Source organism: Acidisoma sp. PAMC 29798 (assembly GCF_030252425.1).
Taxonomy (GTDB): domain Bacteria; phylum Pseudomonadota; class Alphaproteobacteria; order Acetobacterales; family Acetobacteraceae; genus Acidisoma; species Acidisoma cladoniae.
The window spans coordinates 4407501-4428284 of record NZ_CP126994.1 but is presented as its reverse complement, the minus strand read 5'-3'; the positions used below and the strand labels follow the sequence as shown (position 1 = coordinate 4428284).

Annotated in this window: 16 protein-coding genes, 1 tRNA gene and 2 rRNA genes (1 of these 19 cut by a window edge); 6 read left to right on the top strand and 13 right to left on the bottom strand. The window is 62.0% G+C overall.

The window, feature by feature from the left end; translation table 11 throughout:
- Window positions 1–11: 11 nt before the first annotated feature.
- The 10 genes from QP803_RS21275 to QP803_RS21230 form a co-directional block, all read right to left on the bottom strand.
- Window positions 12–1004 (bottom strand): UDP-glucuronic acid decarboxylase family protein, encoded by a 993-nt coding sequence (locus tag QP803_RS21275; protein ID WP_284945472.1) that lies wholly within the window; start codon window positions 1002–1004, stop codon window positions 12–14.
- A complete protein-coding gene (locus QP803_RS21270; RefSeq protein ID WP_284945470.1) occupies window positions 1001–2089 on the bottom strand; it encodes a CgeB family protein in 1089 nt (362 codons plus the stop codon). The genes QP803_RS21275 and QP803_RS21270 overlap by 4 nt, the downstream gene beginning before the upstream one ends.
- Entirely contained in the window at window positions 2086–3180 is a 1095-nt protein-coding gene (locus tag QP803_RS21265; protein WP_284947993.1) for a CgeB family protein, read from the bottom strand. The genes QP803_RS21270 and QP803_RS21265 overlap by 4 nt, the downstream gene beginning before the upstream one ends.
- Window positions 3180–4298: a CgeB family protein gene (locus QP803_RS21260; RefSeq protein WP_284945468.1), complete on the bottom strand. Its 1119-nt coding sequence runs from the start codon at window positions 4296–4298 to the stop codon at window positions 3180–3182. The genes QP803_RS21265 and QP803_RS21260 overlap by 1 nt, the downstream gene beginning before the upstream one ends.
- The gene (locus QP803_RS21255) at window positions 4295–5413 is read right to left on the bottom strand and encodes a glycosyltransferase family 4 protein (RefSeq protein WP_284945466.1); all 1119 of its coding nucleotides are present in this window, start codon (window positions 5411–5413) and stop codon (window positions 4295–4297) included. Before QP803_RS21255 ends, QP803_RS21260 begins: the two co-directional genes overlap by 4 nt.
- Window positions 5410–6693: a TIGR04295 family B12-binding domain-containing radical SAM protein gene (locus tag QP803_RS21250; protein WP_284945465.1), complete on the bottom strand. Its 1284-nt coding sequence runs from the start codon at window positions 6691–6693 to the stop codon at window positions 5410–5412. Before QP803_RS21250 ends, QP803_RS21255 begins: the two co-directional genes overlap by 4 nt.
- On the bottom strand, window positions 6690–8720 hold the full coding sequence (locus tag QP803_RS21245; RefSeq protein WP_284945463.1) for an NAD-dependent epimerase/dehydratase family protein: 2031 nt from the start codon (window positions 8718–8720) through the stop codon (window positions 6690–6692). The genes QP803_RS21250 and QP803_RS21245 overlap by 4 nt, the downstream gene beginning before the upstream one ends.
- Window positions 8717–9814: an SDR family NAD(P)-dependent oxidoreductase gene (locus tag QP803_RS21240; protein ID WP_284945461.1), complete on the bottom strand. Its 1098-nt coding sequence runs from the start codon at window positions 9812–9814 to the stop codon at window positions 8717–8719. The genes QP803_RS21245 and QP803_RS21240 overlap by 4 nt, the downstream gene beginning before the upstream one ends.
- A gap of 110 nt (window positions 9815–9924) precedes the next feature.
- Window positions 9925–11130 (bottom strand): amidohydrolase family protein, encoded by a 1206-nt coding sequence (locus tag QP803_RS21235; protein ID WP_284945459.1) that lies wholly within the window; start codon window positions 11128–11130, stop codon window positions 9925–9927.
- The gene (locus QP803_RS21230; RefSeq protein ID WP_284945457.1) at window positions 11127–12128 is read right to left on the bottom strand and encodes a questin oxidase family protein; all 1002 of its coding nucleotides are present in this window, start codon (window positions 12126–12128) and stop codon (window positions 11127–11129) included. The genes QP803_RS21235 and QP803_RS21230 overlap by 4 nt, the downstream gene beginning before the upstream one ends.
- 118 nt (window positions 12129–12246) lie before the next feature.
- On the opposite strand from QP803_RS21230, the gene QP803_RS21225 reads away from it, so the two are divergent.
- The 6 genes from QP803_RS21225 to tnpC all read left to right on the top strand — a co-directional run bounded on the left by QP803_RS21225 (window position 12247) and on the right by tnpC (window position 17953).
- Window positions 12247–13524: an ABC transporter substrate-binding protein gene (locus tag QP803_RS21225; protein WP_284945455.1), complete on the top strand. Its 1278-nt coding sequence runs from the start codon at window positions 12247–12249 to the stop codon at window positions 13522–13524.
- A 134-nt stretch (window positions 13525–13658) separates the two neighbouring features.
- Window positions 13659–14573 carry a carbohydrate ABC transporter permease gene (locus tag QP803_RS21220; RefSeq protein ID WP_284945453.1) on the top strand — a complete coding sequence of 305 codons (915 nt, stop codon included), beginning with the start codon at window positions 13659–13661 and terminating at the stop codon, window positions 14571–14573.
- Window positions 14570–15397 (top strand): carbohydrate ABC transporter permease, encoded by an 828-nt coding sequence (locus QP803_RS21215; RefSeq protein ID WP_284945452.1) that lies wholly within the window; start codon window positions 14570–14572, stop codon window positions 15395–15397. Before QP803_RS21220 ends, QP803_RS21215 begins: the two co-directional genes overlap by 4 nt.
- A gap of 122 nt (window positions 15398–15519) precedes the next feature.
- Window positions 15520–15876 (top strand): IS66-like element accessory protein TnpA, encoded by a 357-nt coding sequence (tnpA, locus tag QP803_RS21210; RefSeq protein WP_284945450.1) that lies wholly within the window; start codon window positions 15520–15522, stop codon window positions 15874–15876.
- Window positions 15873–16220 (top strand): IS66 family insertion sequence element accessory protein TnpB, encoded by a 348-nt coding sequence (tnpB, locus tag QP803_RS21205; RefSeq protein WP_284945449.1) that lies wholly within the window; start codon window positions 15873–15875, stop codon window positions 16218–16220. Before tnpA ends, tnpB begins: the two co-directional genes overlap by 4 nt.
- A 68-nt stretch (window positions 16221–16288) precedes the next feature.
- Entirely contained in the window at window positions 16289–17953 is a 1665-nt protein-coding gene (tnpC, locus tag QP803_RS21200; RefSeq protein ID WP_284945448.1) for an IS66 family transposase, read from the top strand.
- A gap of 117 nt (window positions 17954–18070) precedes the next feature.
- Here tnpC and QP803_RS21195 read toward each other — a convergent pair.
- From QP803_RS21195 to QP803_RS21185, 3 genes are all read right to left on the bottom strand, one after another.
- A tRNA-Met gene (locus tag QP803_RS21195) sits at window positions 18071–18147 on the bottom strand.
- A 51-nt stretch (window positions 18148–18198) separates the two neighbouring features.
- Window positions 18199–18313 (bottom strand): 5S ribosomal RNA (rrf, locus tag QP803_RS21190).
- A gap of 153 nt (window positions 18314–18466) precedes the next feature.
- Window positions 18467–20784 (bottom strand): 23S ribosomal RNA (locus tag QP803_RS21185); it runs 424 nt beyond the window's last position.

The window sequence follows — 20784 nt, the reverse complement described above, 5'->3', positions numbered from 1 at the left end:
GTTTTATCGTCTCAGACCGTGCGCTCGGCCGCGCCACCGACCACGGTCTGCTCTTGCACCTCACGAAACCAGTCGATGGTCCGCTCCAGGCCCTGCGTCAGGCCGATGCGCGGCTGCCACTGCAACAGTGCGCGGGCGAGGGTGATGTCCGGTTGGCGACGACAGGGATCATCCACCGGCAGCGGCCGAAACACGAAGGGTGAGCTGGAGCCTGCCAGGGTGCGGATCATCGCCGCAATCTCAACGATCGGAAGTTCCGTCGGGTTGCCGAGGTTCACCGGATGCATCAGCGGCGCCTCATGCAGCATCAGTCGCATGACACCATCGATCAGATCATCGACATAGCAGAACGAGCGGGTTTGCGCGCCATCCCCGTAGACCGTAATTGCTTCCCCCGCGATCGCCTGGGAGACCATGTTCGACACCACCCGCCCATCGCTCGCCCGTAGGCGAGGACCGTAGGTGTTGAAGATACGGGCGACCCGCACATCCGCCATGCCCTGGCGCAGATAATCAAAGCACAAGGTTTCGGCAGCACGCTTGCCCTCATCGTAACATGCGCGGGGGCTGACCGTATTGACGTTGCCAAAATAGCTTTCCGGCTGCGGATGCACAGTCGGGTTTCCGTAGACCTCGCTGGTCGAGGCCTGGAATAGCCGCGCGCCCTGCTCTGCCGCGAAGATCAGCAAGTTATTGGTTCCCACCACACTCGTCATCATCGTGTGGACAGGATCGAGTTGATAGAGCGGCGGTGACGCCGCGCAGGCAAGATTGAACACCAGATCCGCCGTCAGGCCACGCGGCAATGGGTTGATCACATCATGCTCGACAAAGCTGAAGCGTGAGTCGCGCAGCAATCCGCGCAAGTTATCCATTGTGCTGGTCAGCAGACTATCGAGACAGGTGACGCGATAACCCGCTGCGATCAGATGGTCACAGAGATGCGAGCCCACAAAACCGGCGCCACCGGCCACCAGCGCGGTCCTGAAGGATCGGGTCTTCATGACAAAGCTCCTGCGCGACCAGCGGCCGATGGAGACAGCTTGAAGGACGCGATGGCCGCTTCCAACTCGGCTGCCCGATGCTTGGAGGTATGCATGGCGAGGCAGCGGGCGCGCCCGGCCTCCGCCAGCTGCGCGCGATCCTGCGCCGCAGCAGCAAGCGCCACCACGACATCGGCGCTGGTCTCGACAAGCATAATCTCGTGATCCGGCTTGAAGATCGTGTCCAATCCGAGCCACACATCGCTCATCACCGCCGTACCGCAAGCCGTTGCCTCGAACAGTCGAACACTCGGGCTATAGCCGGATGCGATCATATCCGCGCGCGTGATGTTCAATGTCCAAGACTGGGCATTGTAGAAAGCCGCATGATCGTCGGGGGCTATATGGTCGATCCGCTCGACATTCTCCGGCCAGTCGATATCGGCGGGGTACATCGGCCCGGCGACCACGAAGCGGCGGCTGGGCATGCGGCGGGCGGGTTCAAGCAGCAAACGCTCCAGGGCCGGTTGCCGATCCGGACTATAGGTTCCGAGATAGCCAAGGTCCCAGTTGGTTTCGACAACCATCGGCCGGTAGCGAGAGTCGTCAACGCTGCAATACAGCGGCGTGGCGCGGCGCGCACCGAACTCGGTTTCAAGCCGCCGCAGCGTGGGACCCCCAGTAAAAGAGAAATAAACGTCGAAGAGTGCAATGGTGTCGTGGCTGACATAGTCGATGTCACCGTGCTGGAGTTTGCTCAGCGTGACCGGCGTATCGATGTCATAGAAGCAGAAGACGGTATTCACCCAATCGCGGATCATCGGCGCTAGCACAGCGCCTTCGGTGACATAGGAGCCGAGGATGACCGCATCGGCCGCTTCGATCTCGGAGCGAAAGCGGGCAAGACCCGCCACATCCTCGTAAAAGGCGAGCCGACAGAAATCTGGATGAGGCAAATCACGGTTTGCGGCATACCAAGGCTGGTCGCGCTCCAAAAATAACACATCATGGCGTGCGCCAAGCACACGCAACAGCGCCCGAAAGGTGGTTGCGTGGCCGTTGCCCCAGGAGGAGGAGAGGCTGAGGCCGAGCACGACGATCTTCATGCCGCCACCGCCGCGCGCCTTGCCTGCAGAGCCTCCCTCAGGATGATATCGACGAGCGCCGCACGACGTTCATAGGTATGCTCTGAGAGGACCTTCAAGCGCGCCCTGTCCCCGATCGCGCGCGCCCGTTGAGGCGTCAATTCACTGAGATGACGCATGACGTCTCGGCCATCGCGCGCCACGAGAATTTCCTCGTCTGGAACAAGAAACAGTTCGATGCCGTCCCAATAATCCGTGAGCAAGCAGGCGCCGGCCCCCGCCGCTTCGAAGACGCGCGTCGCGGGCGAAAATCCGGTCGAGGCCATGCTGTCCCGCGCGATGTTCAAGACCGCGAGTGCCGAGCAATTCAGCGCATTGTGCTGCGCGGTGCCGACATGGCCAAGCAGTCGCACATTCCCGCTCACGGCTTTGTCCGCCCAACCCGATCCGGCAAGCAAAAAGCGGCGATCCGGCAAAGCTTGCGCGGGTTCCAGAAAGAACTGCTCGACCCGTGCCTCGCGATCGGGCAAGCGATTGCCGAGAAAGACCAAGTCCGTGGCGAGGCCAGCGTCCACGGCGACCGGATAATGCGTGCTGGAGTCAAGGCCATTGTAGATCGGCGTGCAAGCCCGCGCACCCAAGGCGCGATAGGCATCGATCACCGGTTGCCCACCGCCATAGGTGAGCACGACATCGAGGCTCGGGAGCGCCCGGCGGATCGGGTGGTCGACCTCGGGCGCGATCTCCGCCAGGGTCGCGGGTGCGTCTACATCCCAGAAAATTCTTACGGCGTCCGGGCGGGCCGCCGCCATGACACCCTCGATCAAATCGTCATCGAAGACCCCGACGCCGCTGGCCTTGATGACCACATCGGCCTCCGCTGCCTCCGCCATCACCCGACGCAGGCCATCCTCAGTGGCGGGATAGACCACCACGCGCGCCCAATTGGGTGGCTCGATGTCGCGATGCGACTGGCGATCGAAGGCATCCGGTTCGTAGAAGGTGATCGTGTGGCCATGCGTCGCCAGAGCGCGCAGAAGTCCGCGATAATACGTGGCCGCCCCATTCCAATAAGACGAAAGCAGGCTCGATCCATAGAAGGCTATCCGCATCACGCGGCCTCTCGCGCCGGTGCGCCCCGCAGCGTTTCGACAATAGCGAGCAGCTCCGTGACACGATGGGCGCAGGTATGGCGGGCGCGAATGGTGGCAAGGCCATGCTCGGCCAAAGCCTCGCGGAGGTCTGGGTCATGGAGGAGGCTGCGCATGAGTATTTCCATCTCCTCCGGCGTCTTCGCCTGAAGGTAGTCGAAACCGGGTTCGAAGAGTCGCTCCGAGTCCTGCCACGGCGCCGAGAGCAACGGAATGCCGCAGGCGAGCGCTTCGAACACCCGAATTGTGGGAATACCGGGCAGCTGCGTCACGTAAAAGCGCCGGGGCACATGGAGCGTGAACCTATGGCGCGCAAAGATCTCTGGCGCGCGCGCATTCGCAGCCCAACCGTGATACTGCGCGCCGTGGCGGTCCAATTCGGCCTTTGCCTCGTCAGGATAACGCACGCCGTAAATGTCGAGCGGCAGGCCGATCCGCGCACTGGTGGCCAGCATATAGTCGCGGAGTTCCTGACTGCGCTCCCCATCCCCCCAATTGCCGATCCACACCGCACCCGCGCGGGCCGTTGATGTTTCGGGTGGACGAAACAATCCGTCATCCGCTGCCTCATGCCAGGTGAAGACCCGGCCAGACCATCCGGCTTTGCGATAGGCCTCGCTCAAGGCCTCTCCGAATGCCAGGACGCCATCATACCCCGAAAGGTCGTATCGGGCCATCGCGTCCGGCTCACTGACCATGCGGTGATGCGTATCGTGGAACAGCAGCGTGAAGCGACCCGCGCGGACACGTCTTTCGCCGATAGACGCCACGAGATCCGGCTCATTCCACTCATGAACGAGAACCAGGTCCGCGCCATCCAACGCAGCATCCAGGCGGTCCTCATCCTCCTCTGGCATGATGCAGACACGGCCTGCGAGAGTCGGGAATGTCGCGGCAAACGCGCTTGCGGCAGTCGCACTTTCGCGCATGAGATTGTCACGACTCCAGCTCGATGCCGGTTCGCAGATTGTCACATCATGGCCGCTTGCGATCAGCACCCGCATCACGCCGCGCAGGAAATGGGCATTGCCGTGGTTCCAGCAGGAGATCAGCGACTGTGTGAAATAGACGATCTTCATGCGACATCAACCCGATCAGCGGCCGATGTCGCGATCATTAGCCTGTATTTGTCCCACATGGCGGCGGCGAGCCGCTCAACGGTATAGGTGCAGGCCCGTCGCTGTGCGCGCTCACCCCAAAGGCGGCACCCCGCGTCGTCGCCATGCAAGGCGTCCAGTGTCGCGGCCCAGGCTGATTCATCATGGGGCAATAGGAAGATGGCGGCGCCATCCCACAACTCCCGCAAGGTCGGGATATCGGCCAGGACCAGCGGCAGGCCCGCCTGCGCCGCTTCCAGGACCGCGAGGCCAAAGGGCTCATACAGCGCGGGAGAAGCAAAGATGCGCGCGGCGCCCATCGCCTCCGCCATCCCCGTCTCGCTCAGCGTTCCCAGCATCTCCATGCGGCGCAATTCCACCGCCGCGCCGTTAGCGCCTTGGGTCGGACCCGCTGCCTGAAACGGCACCGATGGCGTCAGGCCTGCGACACGATCAAGAAAGGCAATGTTCTTGCCCTCATCCCACAAACGGCCGGCACACAGCACGCCTCGTCTCGCGCGCTCGGAGCGTGCACTAGCCAAGCGACCATTATGTACGACCGCGATGTCCCGCCGCGTGCCATAGACTTGGCGTAACGCCGCCGCGAAGGCGTGCGTTGGCGCCACAACGCCGTCCGCTGCGTCGAGACCGGCGGCCATCGCATCGCGCCGCGCATGAAATGCTTCTGGCAGCGGGGTGTCTCGCACGGCATTCCACCACGTCCCGACACAGGAATGCGCCACCGCCAGCACCGGCGCCGGCCAGGCGGACGATCCAACCAAAGCAGGCGTATGCACTTGAACGAGGTCGACCTCGCGCTCCCAGGCCAAAGTTGCGAGCAGGGCCGCGGTGGACTCCAAGGTCGCCGCATCCTCCGTCATCCAGTCCAGCGGCAGGGCAGTGTCATGCACCGTTGCCCCGGCAATCGCGGCGGCCGATGCCATCTGCGCCGGAGCGGCGGCAGGGCCTAGGATTGCCAGCTCTACCTCGACCTTCCGCTCGGACAGCGCCCGCGCGAGATCGAGTGTGTAGGACCAGACGCCACCGACCGCATCGGTCGTGATCAGAAGACGCCGCGGCGAGCGCGAAGCGTTCATGCACGCTCCAATGCGGAGAGAGGCAGCGGCTGCTCTTCCTGGATATCACTGAAGGAGGTGAATTGCGACAGATAGTAGTCGAGCGCCCGCTCCCAGGCTTTATCATCCGGCATGCCCCATAGGCGGCGATATTCCGGCGAACTCGGATACGGAAACAGGGGCACCGGATCATTCGCCCAAACGCCCCGCTCGTGAAGCTGTGCCCGCCATTCGGCCACCAGCGGCATTTCGTTTTCTTCAGCGCGGATGAGGTTGGCCTGCACGAAGGGCACGCTACGCCGCGCGTAGATCAACAGAGCGCTGAGCTCATCTGTGTCGAGCTTGCATTTCTTGGCGAGAAGGGCACGCCCTTCCACTGTCAGACTCTCCACCCCGGCCTCGATCGAGACACATCCGGCAGCGCCCAGGAGATCCAGCAACTCCGGCTTCCAAAGATCGATTCGGGTCTGGATGCCGAACTGGATATTCCTGTCCTTCAGCGCCAGGAGTAGGTCCGGGCGCGGCAGAAAGATCTCGTCGATGAAATAGAGGTAGGTCACACCTTGGGCGATGAGCCCGTCGATCTCCTGAAGAAGGACATCGAGGTCGCGTTTACGGTAGCGATCCCGGAAATCGATCTTGGCGCAGAAGGTGCATGCATAGGGGCAACCGCGTGATGCCTCAACTTCCGCGCCAGGCCCCACGGGCGGCGTATCGAAGCGATGATGATGATGATCGTGGCGCAATAGCCAGTCCGCCGGCCACGCAAGCGCAGGTGTGTCGGTAAAGCGGGTGGCGGCGGCAGCGCCGATGCTCTGCACCTCACCCGATGCATTGATATAGGAGATGCCCGGAATGTCACGCCGCGCAGGGGAATCCGCCAATGCCGCGATGACGTCTTCACATTCGCCACGCACGACGATGTCGACGCCCAGCTTACGCAGCACAGGCGCGGGCGTGGCCGATCCATGCGGACCCACCGCCACCGTCATGCCAGCCGCATCGCCAAGGGCTATCAGCATCAATTGCGGCACCCGCAGCTCCGGCGGCGCGCAGCGCCAGAACAGATAGGTCGGCGCCGTCGTCACCACCGTCATGGCTGGCCCGAAATCGCGCACCCTGGTTGCGATATCGACGATGCTCAGACCCTGGATCTGCCCATCCAGCATCAGGACCTCATGTCCGGCCGCTTCCAGCAGCGCGCGGCTATAGCCGAGTTCCAGCGGCAAGTGGGGCGCGCGGCAGCCGAAATAAATGCTGTTGCGGTACTCCCAGCTCGGGTTGATGAGCGCGACTTTCATGCCGTCACCATCATCGGCGTTGTCCGGTGCGCGTCGCCCGGCAGCGTCACGCCGTGGCGCTCGGCGATCTCCCGCATCAGGAGGATGGTGCCATCCCGCCATGCGACGGGCGCTGCGAGGCCAAGAGCCTCCTTCGCGCGTCTGCTATCTGCGACAAAGTATCGCTGGTCATGCTGCCGCCACTCATCGAAGCCGATATCGATCGGGCGCCCCAAGACCGTCTCCAGATGCGCGAGCAATTGCACCAGGCTCACCGCGTTTTGCAGGCCGCCACCGAGATTGAAGGCGCGACCACTGACGGCGCCGATACGTTTCCAGGCGGCGACATAGGCCGCCACCGCATCCGTCACATACAGGATGTCCCGCACCTGCTTGCCGTCGCCAAAGAGGGTAATCGGCTTCCTCTGCACAGCGCGAAGCATGAAATGTGCGACCCAGCCTTGATCTTCCGTGCCAAGCTGGCGCGGACCATAGATACAACTCATCCGCAGCACGCAGCTCGGCACGCCATAGCTATGGGCGTAATCGAGAACATATTGGTCCGCCGCGCCCTTCGAGCAGCCGTAGGGCGTCGCGAAAGACAGTGGAAAATCCTCATCCAGGCCCTGGCGACGAAGCCGGGCATCCGATGGCGCCCAAGCATCGTCGATGAGGTCGAGACCAACCTGCCCGAGATCGCCATAGACCTTGTTGGTGCTGGCGAAGATGATCGGCGTCTTGTCGCCCTTGCGCCTCAGACACTCCAACAGATTGAAGGTGCCGAGGATATTCGTTTGCAGGTCATCCGTAGGATCATCGAGGCTGGTGGTGACTGCCACCTGCGCCGCGAGATGAAACACTGCCGTCGCATCCGCCGTTGCCTGCGCAACAGAGGCGCGGTCTCGTGTATCCCCGAGCGTGAAAGACACACGCTCAGGATAGAGGCGCTGCAGCCAAGCGAGATTCTGCTCCACGCCCGGTCTGGCGAGAGCATCGTAGAGCAGCACATGCTCGCCTTCGCCGGCCAGGCGATGCGCCAGATTGGCGCCGATGAAGCCAGCGCCGCCGGTAATGAGCAGGGGCTTGGTCTTGACGATGGCAGGGGTCGCAAGCGCCGTCACTACGCGCACAGCCTCGATGCCGCCATTACGGAGCAAGCGACCCAGCAGCTTGGGCCGACCATCTGTATCATCGACACCAAAGTGATAGTGCCGCTCGTCGAAATGCGGGCCTTCCTGCACGATGACATCATCAGCGAGATCGCGAAGGCCATACCAATAGACACGCGAAACCGGCGCTTCGAGGGCCGCCGTGAAAGCGCGGAGCTGCGGCGCGGCATCCTGTCGCCATGTGGAATAGCCGGTTTCGGTGACCCAGAGTTCGGCCGCTGGATTGAAGGATGACACGACATCCCGCACCTCAGCGACCACATCCGCCCAACCGCGCCAGACGCCGGCGCTTTCCGATTCCCAGGTTCCGGGGAAGCCATGGATGCCGACGGCATCGACAACATTCATGAGTCCGCGCTCACCCATCAGGCGCAACCAATGCAGGTCGGTCGGGCAACTCGCGGGCAGAACAACCCGCTTGCCGCGCTTCTGCGCCCAATAGGCCGCCGCCCCAAGCATTTCACAGAATTTGAGCCAGTCGCGGTCTTGCCGCCAGTCCCAATCGAGCAGGTTATTGGGCTCGTTCCAAAGTTCCAACCACGCGAAACTATCGCCATGGCGGTCGATCATCACATCGACGAAATCCGCAAAGGATTTCAACGCGCGTGGCGCGCCTGAGGTCCGACCGGTCTCCGATAGATCCGGCGGCGTGTAATGCAGACAGGGAAGCAGATCGAAGCGGCGGCCGAGCATCGGCAGAAGCCACGCATACCAAGCGTCGCCCCCCGGTGCACGGTAATCCGCCCAGGAAAGATGCGTGCGTAAATGGCGAATGCCCATGGCGTCCAGTGCATCCGCCGCCTGCAGTGCATGCGCGCGCTCACCCAGGCGAAACCATTGGACGAAGCCAAGGCTGGGCGCGTTGGGAGCCACCGTCACGCGACCAGACCCCGCGCTTCGAGTTCTTTGCGCGCATCCAAAACGCGATCCGTCGCAGTCTGACGCGCGAGCCACTCCGCAAGTTCTGGCACACCATCCGCAAGGCTTCGCTTTGGCACGAACCCAAGGACATCACGAGACAGCGTCAGGTCCGCGAAGCAGTGCCGGATATCTCCTGCCCGCGCCTTGTTCAGAAACTCCGGCGCAAGATCGGACCGACCCATCGAATGCGCCAGCAGACGTGCCACATCCTCCACCGTCGTACGGTGGCCACTGCCAACGTTGAAGACGCCGCCTGCAGCACCGGGCGTCTCCAGAGCAAGCACGAAGGCACGTGCGACGTCTTCCACATGAACGAAGTCGCGCTGCTGCTGTCCATCCTCGAAGACCATGGGGCTCTGGCCGTTAAGGATGCGTGCCGCGAAAATGGCGAGCACACCGGTATAGGGATTGGACAGCGCCTGGCCGGCGCCGAAGACATTGAACATGCGCAGCGCGACGCTTTCCATGCCGTAAGCAGGCACCACATTCATGCACAAGCGTTCTTGGGTATATTTCGTGATGGCATAAACGGAGGACAGCACAGGCCGCTTCCATTCCGGTGTCGGCACCGGGGTGAGCACGCCGCCATCCTCATCACGCGGATCCCAGCCACTGGCGGGCTGTCTCGTCACCTGCTCGATCAGACGGCCGTCGGCGGTCTGGTAGAGGCCTTCGCCGTAGATGCTCATTGATGACGCGACGACCAAGCGCTGAACGGGATGCGCGAGAAGCGCCTTGAGCAGAACCGCGGTGCCCAGATCATTGACGTCGACGTAACGGTCGATCTCATACATGCTTTGACCGACGCCGACTTCCGCCGCCAGATGGACGACCTTATCGACACCATCGACCGCCTTGATCACGGCCTCGGCATCTCGAATATCGCCGGTCACGATGTCGACGGACCGGAGCACCGGGTCCGGCGGCATCGCGCCGCCATGAACCTGTTCTATGAACCGATCCAAGATCCGCACCTCATATCCCTCGGCGAGCAAGGCTCTGCTCAAATGGCAGCCAATAAAGCCCGCGCCTCCGGTAATGAGCACCCTCATGCGAAACCTTTTTTGTCGGAGGATCTACCTATGTCTTTGTGGATATAAGACGCGCAGTGATAGTAGACGAAGATCCCTCACGAGGAGTTGAGGGCTCAAGCTTTTTGGTTTTAGTAAGACGCTGACTCTGAAAACGACGAAGCATGGTCCAGCACGCGGCCGCCTTTGATCACCATTCGGCCGCTCGGTCGGGCAACCAGCGCCTCGGGCACGCTCGTCGCATCCAGCGCCACGAGGTCGGCGCGCGCGCCAACGGCCAATCCATAGTCGCCACCCAAACCCAATACCCGCGCCGGTAGCGTCGTCGCCATGGCGAAGGTGTGTGACAAATCGGCGTCGGTCTTCATGCCCTGTCGATACCCGATCAGCATGGCGCGCTCCAGCATGTCGCCATTGCCGTAAGGTGACCAGGCATCGCGAATATTGTCGGAGCCTGCAAAGACCGTCACGCCCGCCGCGCGCAAACGCGCCACGGGCGGCATCGACACCGGGCCCGGCTCATTGGTCATGATGGCGACCTCCGCCCGCGCCAGCGCTTCGGCGGTTGCATCCACATCCGCTTGATCGGAGTATCCGAGGGCGAAGGCATGGGCCACCGCCACCCTTCCTTGCAAGCCGGCCGCGATGGTGCGCGCCGCGATATCGCGCAGCTCGAAACAGCCGAGGGCGCCCGCATCATGCAAATGAATGTCGATGCCCACGCCGTGACGCTCGGCAATCCCGAAGACCACGTCGAGATGGCCTTTGATATCGCTATCGATACCGGCGGGGTCGAGGCCGCCGATCAGATCGGCGCCCGCGCGGATTGCCTCATCAAGCAGTGCCGCAGTGCCGGGATCGCGCAGGATGCCATTCTGAGGAAAGGCCACGATCTGGATGTCCATGATAGCCCGCACCGCTTCCCGCACGCGCAGCAGGGCGTGCAGGTTCGACAACCCCCAGTCCGTATCGATATCAACGTGGCTGCGCAGCGCGACGGTGCCGAAGCGCGACATCTGGGTCACCAGCGCGTGCGCCCTTTGCTCGACCGGGACTGGCAGATCACGCAGCACCGCCTTTTCGATGGCGATGCGCTCGGCGACCGTGTCGCCGGGCCGATGCGCCTGGAAGGGCAGGCCGAGCAAGGTCTTGTCGAGATGGACATGGCCATCGACGAAGCCTGGAACCACCAGCCGGCCGCCGAGATCGAAGCGGTCAGGCCCGGCCGGGCCCACTTCCGCCGGCAGGATATCGCTAATGCGACCCTTCGCCACATGAAGATCAACCCGCCTCCCATCCGCCAGGCGGCAATTGGCGAAGATGTCAGGCGTCGTCATGCGATGAGCGCGACCCGCTTTGCGGCGACAACGCGGTACAAAGTATCGCCGGTCCGGCGCCATTCCTCGAAGGCCGAAAACGTCAGGCTGGGGTCGTGCTCGTCATCCGAGGCCGCCGCTGCCGCCATGATCGCCGGCCAGTCAGGCGCGGGCGTCTGCCGCCATGCCGCGACCTGCGCGGCCGTCGGGATCTCCGGCAGGCCCATCTTCGGCATCAGAGCCGCAATCGCCACCCAGAAATGGCGCAGTAGCGGCGCCGGGTCCGCAACCACGGGCCGCAGCAACCGCAGCCAGTGGCAGCCCGTCACGGCATGCAGCGCCTCAAAGCTCATCGTGGCGGCATAGAGCGCGAGAGAGGCCGCGGCCATGCGGTCGAGCGTATCGTCATGGATGATCAGCCAATCGGCCACACCAGCGAAAGACGGCACCTGCGCCACCGCGCGCATATTGTGCCAAACGAGATCGCTCTCGGGCTCGGCCTCCGCCACGCCGGGCAGAACCGCAGCCCGCCGCAGCACCTCCGCCGGGTCCGTCGTTACGCCGGGGCCGCGGCCCGCTTCGTCGAGGGGCAGGTAGGTAGCGGCCCAAAAGCCCAGGGCAGCGCCGATTTCCGCCTCGTCTTCAGTCATCACGGCATAGGCGAGGCGCATGAGGGGGTGGAGGGCGCTGCCGGCCATGCCCGGCGCCAGCCCTGGCAGATACGCCGCGATCGTCGCCGCCCCGCCATGCGCAGCCACTTGTCGCGAAAAGAAGGCCCGCAGATCGGCTTCCCGCGACCTTTGTCCGCGTGCAGACATCCAGTCCTCGACGCCAAGCGGCGCCTGGGCGGGCGGTTGCGGTCGCAACCCATGCTCGGCCCGGTAGGTTTGGGCAAAAGCGTCAAGCCGCTCCGCCGAGGCGCAGAGGCGATCCAGCGCCACCAGGATCATGGGCAGATGATTGGCCATGAAGGGCGGAAATTCCGCGCTGTCACGGCACGCCTCTGCCTTCAATGTCACCACATTTACGTCCATGGCGTCAGAATGCCCGCCAATCGGGCGGCCTTCAACCTTGCGATGCGCTTTCCGCCTACCGTAAGCTCACCAAGGCGAGAGCCCGAGCAGATGGAGCATGGCTATGAAGCGCAGACCCCTTCTCGCGGCCGGTTTAGCAACTGCGGCAACCCTGGGCTTCAGCCGGCGCGGATGGAGCCAAACCAAGCCCTTCGACGGCATGACGCTCCGCCTCGCCAGTGTGAATGACCAGTATTCACCGGGGCTGAAGGCTCTGGCCGCGCGGTTCCACCAGGAAACCGGCATCGCGGTCGTGGTCGATATTCTCGGCTATGGCGAGTTGCAGACCAAGGTCACGACTGACTATGTCGGCCATACCAAGGGCTATGACCTCGCAACCACGGACAATGTCTGGGCGCCGCAATTTGCGGAAGCGGGATACACCGTGCCATTGAACGATTGGATGACGCGCGACGCCGCCGAGATGAAGCTCGACGACATCTACCCCGTGCTGTTCACGGCGCTGGGCAACTACAAGGGCAAGCAGGTCGCTTTCCCGCTCGCCGGCTACGCCAATGTGCTGGCCTATCGCAAGGATCTTTACAAATCCGCCAATCTGCAACCGCCCGCCACCATGCAGGCGCTGGTGGCCAACGCCTATACGCTGACCGACAAGGCCCATAACCAATACGGTTGGGTCGCCAACGGCCAGAAGGGCGCGGCCTGCGCCCAGGATTGGATGCAATACCTAGCCGAGGTCGGCGGCGTCCTCGTGGCCAATGGGCAGCCGACGCTGAACACCCCGCTGAACATCCAAAGCCTGACAACCTATCGCGATCTGTTCCAGAAGGCAGCGCCGCCCGGCGCGGTCAATTGGGATTGGGATGGGCGGGAGGCAAGCTTCCGCAGCGGCCTCGCCGCCAATATGCAAACCTGGTCGGTCGGCGCCCTCGGCTATTTCGATCCCAAACAGTCGAAGGTGACGGAGACGGCGGGGTTGATGGTGACACCGACGGCGGATGGCATGAAGCCGCGCTACGGCATCGGCGGCTGGGGTATCGCGATCAACGCGGATATCGACGATCGGCACAAGGACGCCGCCTGGACCTTCATCAAGTGGATCACCAGCCCCGAGATTCATATCGCGCTCAATCAGCTCGATGCTTGCAGCTTCCTGCGCCGCAGCGAGCTTCACGACCCGGGCCTGAACCGCAAATACCCCTTCTTGTCGGTGATCGATGAGAGCTTCACCCATGGCGACGCCGATTTCCGGCCGCGCGTGCCGCAATATCCCGAAATCCAGGACATCCTGGGCACGGCGGTGAACTCTGCGCTGGTCGGCGCCATGACGCCGGCAGCCGCCCTGGCCGCCGCGCAAACCCAGGCGCTGCGGTATTTCTAGAACACGCTGGGTTTGGGTTGATCCATCGTCCAAGTCTCTCGTCATGGCATGCGAAGGCATGCCATCCACGACTTTGCGCGCCATCAGGAAGCCGTGGATGCTCTGCCTTCGCAGAGCATGACGCAGTGATGTGAATGCAGAGATCTCTCCTCCGGCTGACCTCGCCGCGCCGCCGCTCGCTTTTCCTGTTTGTGATGGCGGCGCCGGCCGCGCTTCATGTCGCGGTCTTCGCCCTCTACCCCATCCTGCGCGGCGTGGGCTTCAGCCTGTTCCAGATGAACCTGATGCAGCCCTGGCTGCATCGTTTCATCTGCCTGCGGAACTACACGGATGCCCTGGCGGATCCTGAAATCCGCCATTCCCTGATCGTCACATTGATCTTCACGCTGGGCTGCGTGACGGCGGAGCTGGTTCTCGGCTTCTGCCTCGCGCTGCTGCTGTGGCCGGACAGTCGCTTCAACCGTGTCGCCACCACCCTGATGCTCGTGCCGATCACCGTCACGCCCATCGTCGTCGGTCTCATCTTCCGCGCGCTGCTGGACCCAAGCTTCGGCCTGATCGGCTATTGGCTGGTGCATGCGCATCTTGCACCGCCGCAAGGTCTGCTCGGCGACACACGGACGGCGCTGCCGACGATGATGGTCGTGGATGTCTGGGAATGGACGCCGCTGGTGGCTCTGATTCTTCTGGCGGCGCTGAAGGCTTTGCCGAGTGACGTGCTCGATGCCGCCGAGATCGACGGCGCGGATCACGTCCGGCGGCTGCGCCTGATCATTCTGCCGATGATGCTGCCGGCGCTGTTTCTTGTCCTCGTCCTGCGCGTCACGGATGTGTTCCGCACCTATGACATCGTCTTTGCCGCGACAGCGGGTGGCCCCGCCGATAGCACCAACCTGCTGATGCTGTCGGCCGTGAAACAGGGCCTGTTGTTCTTCGATATCGGCTATGGCTCGGCGATTTCGATCCTGATGACGCTTTGCATCGTGCTGATGGCGGCGGTGATCATGCTGACCCTGCGTCGCATGGACCGCAGGTTCAACGAGTCATGAGCCGGCGCACCAAGGGTTCTGCCTTGCTCATGCAACGATCGCTGCTGGTAATGGCCTTGCTCGTCTTCCTGGCGCCGATCCTGTGGCTCATCATGACAGCCTATGAGCCGTCCCGCGCGATCCAGTCGGTGCCGCCCACACTGCGGTTCACGCCCAGTCTTGCCAATTTCGCCAGCATCGCGAGCAATTTCGACCTGCCGAGGCTGACCTTGAGCAGCATGGTCATCAGCGCGGGCTCGACGATGCTGTCACTGCTGCTCGGCATTCCCTGCGGCTATGCCTTGGCACGCACGCGCATGCGATCCGCGATCCTGCTCGCCTACGCCTTCCTGGCCATCCGCGGCGTACCGACCGTCGTCACGCTCATTCCCTTCTATCTCTTCATGCGGCAACTGCATCTTCTCGGAAGCTGGTGGGCAGTGATCCTGATGAATGCGACGCTGAGCACCGCCTTCGTCGCCTGGATGATGTACACGGCCTTCCGGGCCATCCCGCGTGAGGTCGAAGATGCGGCCATCGTCGATGGGTGCAGTGCCTTCGGGGCCTTTTGGCGCGTCGCACTGCCGCTCGCCCGCACCTCCGTCGCCGCTGCGGCCCTGCTCTGCATGATGTTCGCCTGGAACGACTACCTCAATCCGGCGTTTCTGACGCGGGCGGAGACGCGACCTTTGTCGGTCGCACTACTGACCGCCTTTGGCGGCAATACCACCAGCGGCTGGGGCACTCTGGGGGCGATGGCGCATCTCAGCACCATCCCCATCGTTCTCGCGGGGCTGTTGTTGAACCGCTACCTCACCGCCGGATTAACGCGCGGCATCCATTGAAGGACCGACATGCCGCAGTCCAGAGTATCCCTCCGGCAGCGGCCGCCTTCCGATATTTGATGATATCACGGAGGCTATCGGCCTTCGGAGCGTGATGGTGGGAAGTGTCCACAAACGAGAAGATGGACACAAATTTGGGTGTCCGGCGGCAGAATAGGTCGTGGCCTGAAGCGCTCAAGCGGCAGGTCGTGGCGGCGTCACTGGTGCCGGGGGCATCGGTGTCGATGGTCGCGCGGCAGTTCGATGTAAACACCAACCAGGTCTTCACCTGGCGCAAGCGCTATGGCGAGGAGCCGTCTGCGGGGTCGCCACACCTTGTGCCTCTCATCGTGACGCCCGATGAGTCCATAACGGCGCCTGTGGCGCCCACAACCGACCTCATAGAGATCGAGCTTCCGCGCGGTTATCGGGTTCGGATCAGTGGCACCATCAAAGCCGCCGCCCTGCGCGTCGTGCTGGATGCGTTGGAGCGGCGATGATCGCATTCCCCGCAAGTGTGCGCGTATGGTTGGCGGTCGGACGGACGGATATGCGTCGCGGTATGAACGGCCTCGCCCTGCAGGTTCAACAAGCCATGGGTCGGGATCCGCACGCGGGCGATCTCTACGTGTTCAGAGGGGCCAGAGGCGATCTCATTAAGGTCCTTTGGCATGACGGTGTCGGGATGTCGCTCTATGCCAAACGGTTGGAGAAGAGTCGCTTCACCTGGCCATCGCCAGCGGATGGCGTGGTGGCGATCTCAGCGGCACAATTGGGCTATATGCTCGACGGAATCGACTGGCGGAACCCTCGCCATACCTTCCGCCCGGCGAGCGCGGGATAGCCAAAAAAGGCCCTGAATCTGCATAAAACGGGTACTAATCGTCAGAGATTCATGATTCAATCGGGGTCATGGACGCCGACCTCTCCGATCTTCCGGACGATATCGACGCGCTGAAAGCGGCGCTGACGATCGAGCGCGTCAAGATTCTGGAACTGGCCGCGGAGCGTGACGTGGGGGCCGCAGAACTCGCTGTCGCCCGAGCCCGCGCATCGGCCGACCTGGCCATGATCGCACATCAGAAGCTGCGGATTGCCAAGTTGGAGCGTCAACTCTACGGCCCCCGTTCGGAAAGATCGTCCCAGCTCATCGATCAACTGGCGCTACAGTTCGAAGAACTGGAAGCGAGTGCGACCGAAGATGAACTGGCCGCCGAAATCGCCATTGCCAAGGTCACCACGGTGGCGGGCTTCAGGCGTAAGCGTCCCGATCGAAATACCTTCCCCGAACACCTTCCTCGCGAGCGCGTGGTGATTGACCCGCCAACCGCGTGCGACTGCTGTGGCGGGAAGCGGCTGCGCAAGCTGGGCGAGGACGTGACCAAGAGCCTGGAATCGATTCCGCGTCAGTGGAAGGTGATCGAGACGGTACGCGAGAAGTTCACCTGCCGGGACTGCGAGAGGATTAGCCAGGCACCGGCGCCCTTCCATGTGATCGCCAGGGGATGGGCCGGGGCGAACCTCCTGGCGATGATCCTGTTCGAGAAGTTCGGTCAGCATCAGCCTTTGAACCGGCAGGCTGAGCGCTACGCCCTGGAAGGCGTGTCGATCAGCCTGTCGACCATGGCGGACGCCGTAGGCTCGTGTTGCACAGTTCTGGTTCCTATCTTGAAGCTGATCGAGGCCCACGTCATGGCGGCAGAACGCCTGCATGGAGACGACACGACGGTGCCGGTGCTGGCCAAGGGGAAGACCGATACGGGTCGCTGCTGGGTTTATGTGCGTGACGACAAGCCGTTCGGCGGAACATCGCCGCCCGCGGCGATGTTCTATTATTCGCGCGATCGTAAAGGCGAACATCCGCAGAGTCATTTGGCCAACTATGCTGGGCTCTTCCAGGCTGACGCCTTTGATGGATACCGCAAACTCTACCTACTCGACCGAAGTCCGGGTCTTATCTTGGAGGCAGGATGTTGGGTTCATGCCCGGCGTCCGTTCTTCGCGATGGCCGATCTTGAGGAGAACGCCCGACGACAGGCTGCGGGCAAGAAGGCGATCATGCTCTCTCCCATCGCGATCGAGGTCGTGCGCCGCATCGACGCGTTGTTCGATATCGAGAGACCCATCAACGGCAAAACCGCCGAGGAACGGCGGGTGGTTCGCGAGGAACTAAGCAGACCGCTCGTCGATGAGCTTCGTGTTTATTTGCGCGAGCAACGCGCCAAGCTCTCTTCGGCTCATGACCTCGCCAAGGCCATCGACTACATACTCAAACGTTGGGACGCCTTTACCCTGTTCCTGACAGACGGGCGCGTGTGCCTGTCGAACAATGCGGCCGAACGCGCGCTACGCGGCATAGCTCTCGGGCGGAAATCGTGGATGTTCTGCGGGTCCGATCGCGGTGGCCAGCGGGCTGCTGCCATGTACAGCCTCATCGTCACGGCAAAGATGAATAACATCGATCCCCAGGCCTGGCTCGCCGACGTCCTGGCCCGGATCGCCGCCCACCCCGCGCATCGCCTTGACGAGCTTCTGCCATGGAACTGGAGGCCGATGGCATCCGCTCTCGCTGCCTGATCAGCACCAGATCAAACTGTCGAGCGATCCACAATAGCCCCGCGGCCTACGCCGAATGCTTACAGTCCAGACATGGCGAAGCCGCCTTGTGAGGCGGCTTGGGTGGTGATGGGGATTTGGTTGCGGGGACAGGATTTGAACCTGTGACCTTCAGGTTATGAGCCTGACGAGCTACCGGGCTGCTCCACCCCGCGGGGGTGATGATGGGATGGGATTGGTTGGAATGAGAATGGGTGGGTTGGAAGACCTGGCGGCGACCTACTCTCCCGTGCCTTAAGACACAGTACCATGGGCGCTGGGGGTTTTCACGGCCGAGTTCGGGATGGGATCGGGTGTAGGCTCCCCGCTATGGCCACCAGGTCGTCCAACCCACCCAAAGCTATCCTCGCGGACAGCATCCAAGTGAGATGTGACGGGGTTTGGCGCGTTGATCGTAGAGAGTAGCGTGATGGATGTGCTTTTGGCGTTAAGGACAGGAACCATCGGTTGGATGATTGCTGTGCAGGATGGTGTGGCGGTGAGCCTATCGGGTGATTAGGACCAGTTAGCTGAGCGCGTTACCACGCTTTCACACCTGGCCTATCAACGTGGTGGTCTACCACGACCCTCAGGGAGACCTCGTTTTGAGGTGGGTTTCCCGCTTAGATGCTTTCAGCGGTTATCCCGTCCATACTTAGCTACCCGGCTGTGCCACTGGCGTGACAACCGGTGCACCAGAGGTATGTTCATCCCGGTCCTCTCGTACTAGGGACAAATCCTCTCAAGTCTCCTTCACCCACGGCAGATAGGGACCGAACTGTCTCACGACGTTCTAAACCCAGCTCACGTACCACTTTAATCGGCGAACAGCCGAACCCTTGGGACCTGCTCCAGCCCCAGGATGTGATGAGCCGACATCGAGGTGCCAAACCTCCCCGTCGATGTGGACTCTTGGGGGAGATCAGCCTGTTATCCCTAGAGTACCTTTTATCCGTTGAGCGATGGCCCTTCCACGCGGGACCACCGGATCACTATGGCCGACTTTCGTCTCTGCTCGAGCTGTCGCTCTCGCAGTCAGGCGGGCTTATGCCATTGCACTCAGCAGCCGATGTCCGACCGGCCTGAGCCCACCATCGCGCGCCTCCGTTACACTTTGGGAGGCGACCGCCCCAGTCAAACTGCCCACCATGCAGGGTCCCGGACCGGGATGACCGGTCGCGGTTAGACATCAGAAGCGCCCAGGGTGGTATTTCAAGGATGGCTCCACTCGAGCTAGCGCCCAAGCTTCAAAGCCTCCCACCTATCCTACACAGTGCTCCCCTGATGCCACTGCAAAGCTGCAGTAAAGGTTCATAGGGTCTTTCCGTCTGACCGCGGGTACCCCGCATCTTCACGGGGAATTCAATTTCGCTGAGCCCATACCGGAGACAGTGGGGAAGTCGTTACGCCATTCGTGCAGGTCGGAACTTACCCGACAAGGAATTTCGCTACCTTAGGACCGTTATAGTTACGGCCGCCGTTTACCGGGGCTTCAATTCAGTGCTTGCACACCTCCTCTTAACCTTCCGGCACCGGGCAGGCGTCAGACCCTATACGTCATCTCTCGATTTCGCAGAGCCCTGTGTTTTTACTAAACAGTCGCTACCCCCTGCTCTGTGCCACCCGCCCATGGTTGCCCACAAACGGGTCTCGCTTATCCCGAAGTTACGCGAGCAATTTGCCTAGTTCCTTCGATATGGTTCTCTCAAGCGCCTTGGTATTCTCTACCAGTCCACCTGTGTCGGTTTCGGGTACGGTCTATACGCTGGAGCTATTTCCTGGAATGCGCAAAAAGCCGGGACAATCCAATAAGCCCCGACAACATCTTGCATTCGTCACTTCCAGCAGGCCCAGGACTATTCACCTGGTTTCCATCGACTACGGCTTTCGCCCTCGCCTTAGGGGCCGGCTCACCCTGCGCGGATTAACCTTGCGCAGGAACCCTTGGACTTTCGGCGACAGAGTTTCTCGCTCTGTTTGTCGCTACTCATGTCAGCATTCGCACTTCCGATACCTCCAGGAGGGGTCACCCCATCTCCCTTCACAGGCCTACGGAACGCTCCGCTACCGCGTAGATCACTCTACACCCGCAGCTTCGGTACGTGGCTTGAGCCCCGTTACATTTTCGGCGCAGGATTTCTAATAGACCAGTGAGCTATTACGCTTTCTTTAAAGGATGGCTGCTTCTAAGCCAACCTCCTGGTTGTTTTGGAATTCCCACATCCTTTCCCACTTAGCCACGATTTGGGGACCTTAGCTGGCGGTCTGGGCTGTTTCCCTCTCGTCCACGGACCTTAGCACCCATGGACTGTCTGCCGGGCTATACTTCTGGGTATTCGGAGTTTGGTTAGGTTTGGTAAGGCTTTGGGCCCCCCTAGCCCATCCAGTGCTCTACCCCCCAGGGTAAACACCCGACGATCTACCTCAATAGATTTCGCGGAGAACCAGCTATCTCCGAGTTTGATTGGCCTTTCACCCCTAGCCACAGCTCATCCCCGACTTTTTCAACAGGCGTGGGTTCGGCCCTCCAGTGGGTGTTACCCCACCTTCAGCCTGGCCATGGCTAGATCACTCGGTTTCGGGTCTTCTACCTGCAACTCAACGCCCTATTCAGACTCGCTTTCGCTACGCCTACACCTACCGGCTTAAGCTTGCTGCAAACAGAAACTCGCTGACCCATTATACAAAAGGTACGCCGTCACCGCAGTTGCGGCTCCGACTGCTTGTAGGCGTCCGGTTTCAGGTCTCTTTCACTCCCCTCATCGGGGTGCTTTTCACCTTTCCCTCACGGTACTTGTTCACTATCGGTCACC

Bases quoted from the DNA above. Each gene is read 5' to 3' on its own strand.
- QP803_RS21275 (WP_284945472.1), bottom strand. From the start codon at position 1,004: ATGAAGACCCGATCCTTCAGGACCGCGCTGGTGGCCGGTGGCGCCGGT.
- QP803_RS21270 (WP_284945470.1), bottom strand. From the start codon at position 2,089: ATGAAGATCGTCGTGCTCGGCCTCAGCCTCTCCTCCTCCTGGGGCAAC.
- QP803_RS21265 (WP_284947993.1), bottom strand. From the start codon at position 3,180: ATGCGGATAGCCTTCTATGGATCGAGCCTGCTTTCGTCTTATTGGAAT.
- QP803_RS21260 (WP_284945468.1), bottom strand. From the start codon at position 4,298: ATGAAGATCGTCTATTTCACACAGTCGCTGATCTCCTGCTGGAACCAC.
- QP803_RS21255 (WP_284945466.1), bottom strand. From the start codon at position 5,413: ATGAACGCTTCGCGCTCGCCGCGGCGTCTTCTGATCACGACCGATGCG.
- QP803_RS21250 (WP_284945465.1), bottom strand. From the start codon at position 6,693: ATGAAAGTCGCGCTCATCAACCCGAGCTGGGAGTACCGCAACAGCATT.
- QP803_RS21240 (WP_284945461.1), bottom strand. From the start codon at position 9,814: ATGAGGGTGCTCATTACCGGAGGCGCGGGCTTTATTGGCTGCCATTTG.
- QP803_RS21235 (WP_284945459.1), bottom strand. From the start codon at position 11,130: ATGACGACGCCTGACATCTTCGCCAATTGCCGCCTGGCGGATGGGAGG.
- QP803_RS21225 (WP_284945455.1), top strand. From the start codon at position 12,247: ATGAAGCGCAGACCCCTTCTCGCGGCCGGTTTAGCAACTGCGGCAACC.
- QP803_RS21220 (WP_284945453.1), top strand. From the start codon at position 13,659: ATGCAGAGATCTCTCCTCCGGCTGACCTCGCCGCGCCGCCGCTCGCTT.
- QP803_RS21215 (WP_284945452.1), top strand. From the start codon at position 14,570: ATGAGCCGGCGCACCAAGGGTTCTGCCTTGCTCATGCAACGATCGCTG.
- tnpA (WP_284945450.1), top strand. From the start codon at position 15,520: ATGGACACAAATTTGGGTGTCCGGCGGCAGAATAGGTCGTGGCCTGAA.
- tnpB (WP_284945449.1), top strand. From the start codon at position 15,873: ATGATCGCATTCCCCGCAAGTGTGCGCGTATGGTTGGCGGTCGGACGG.
- tnpC (WP_284945448.1), top strand. From the start codon at position 16,289: ATGGACGCCGACCTCTCCGATCTTCCGGACGATATCGACGCGCTGAAA.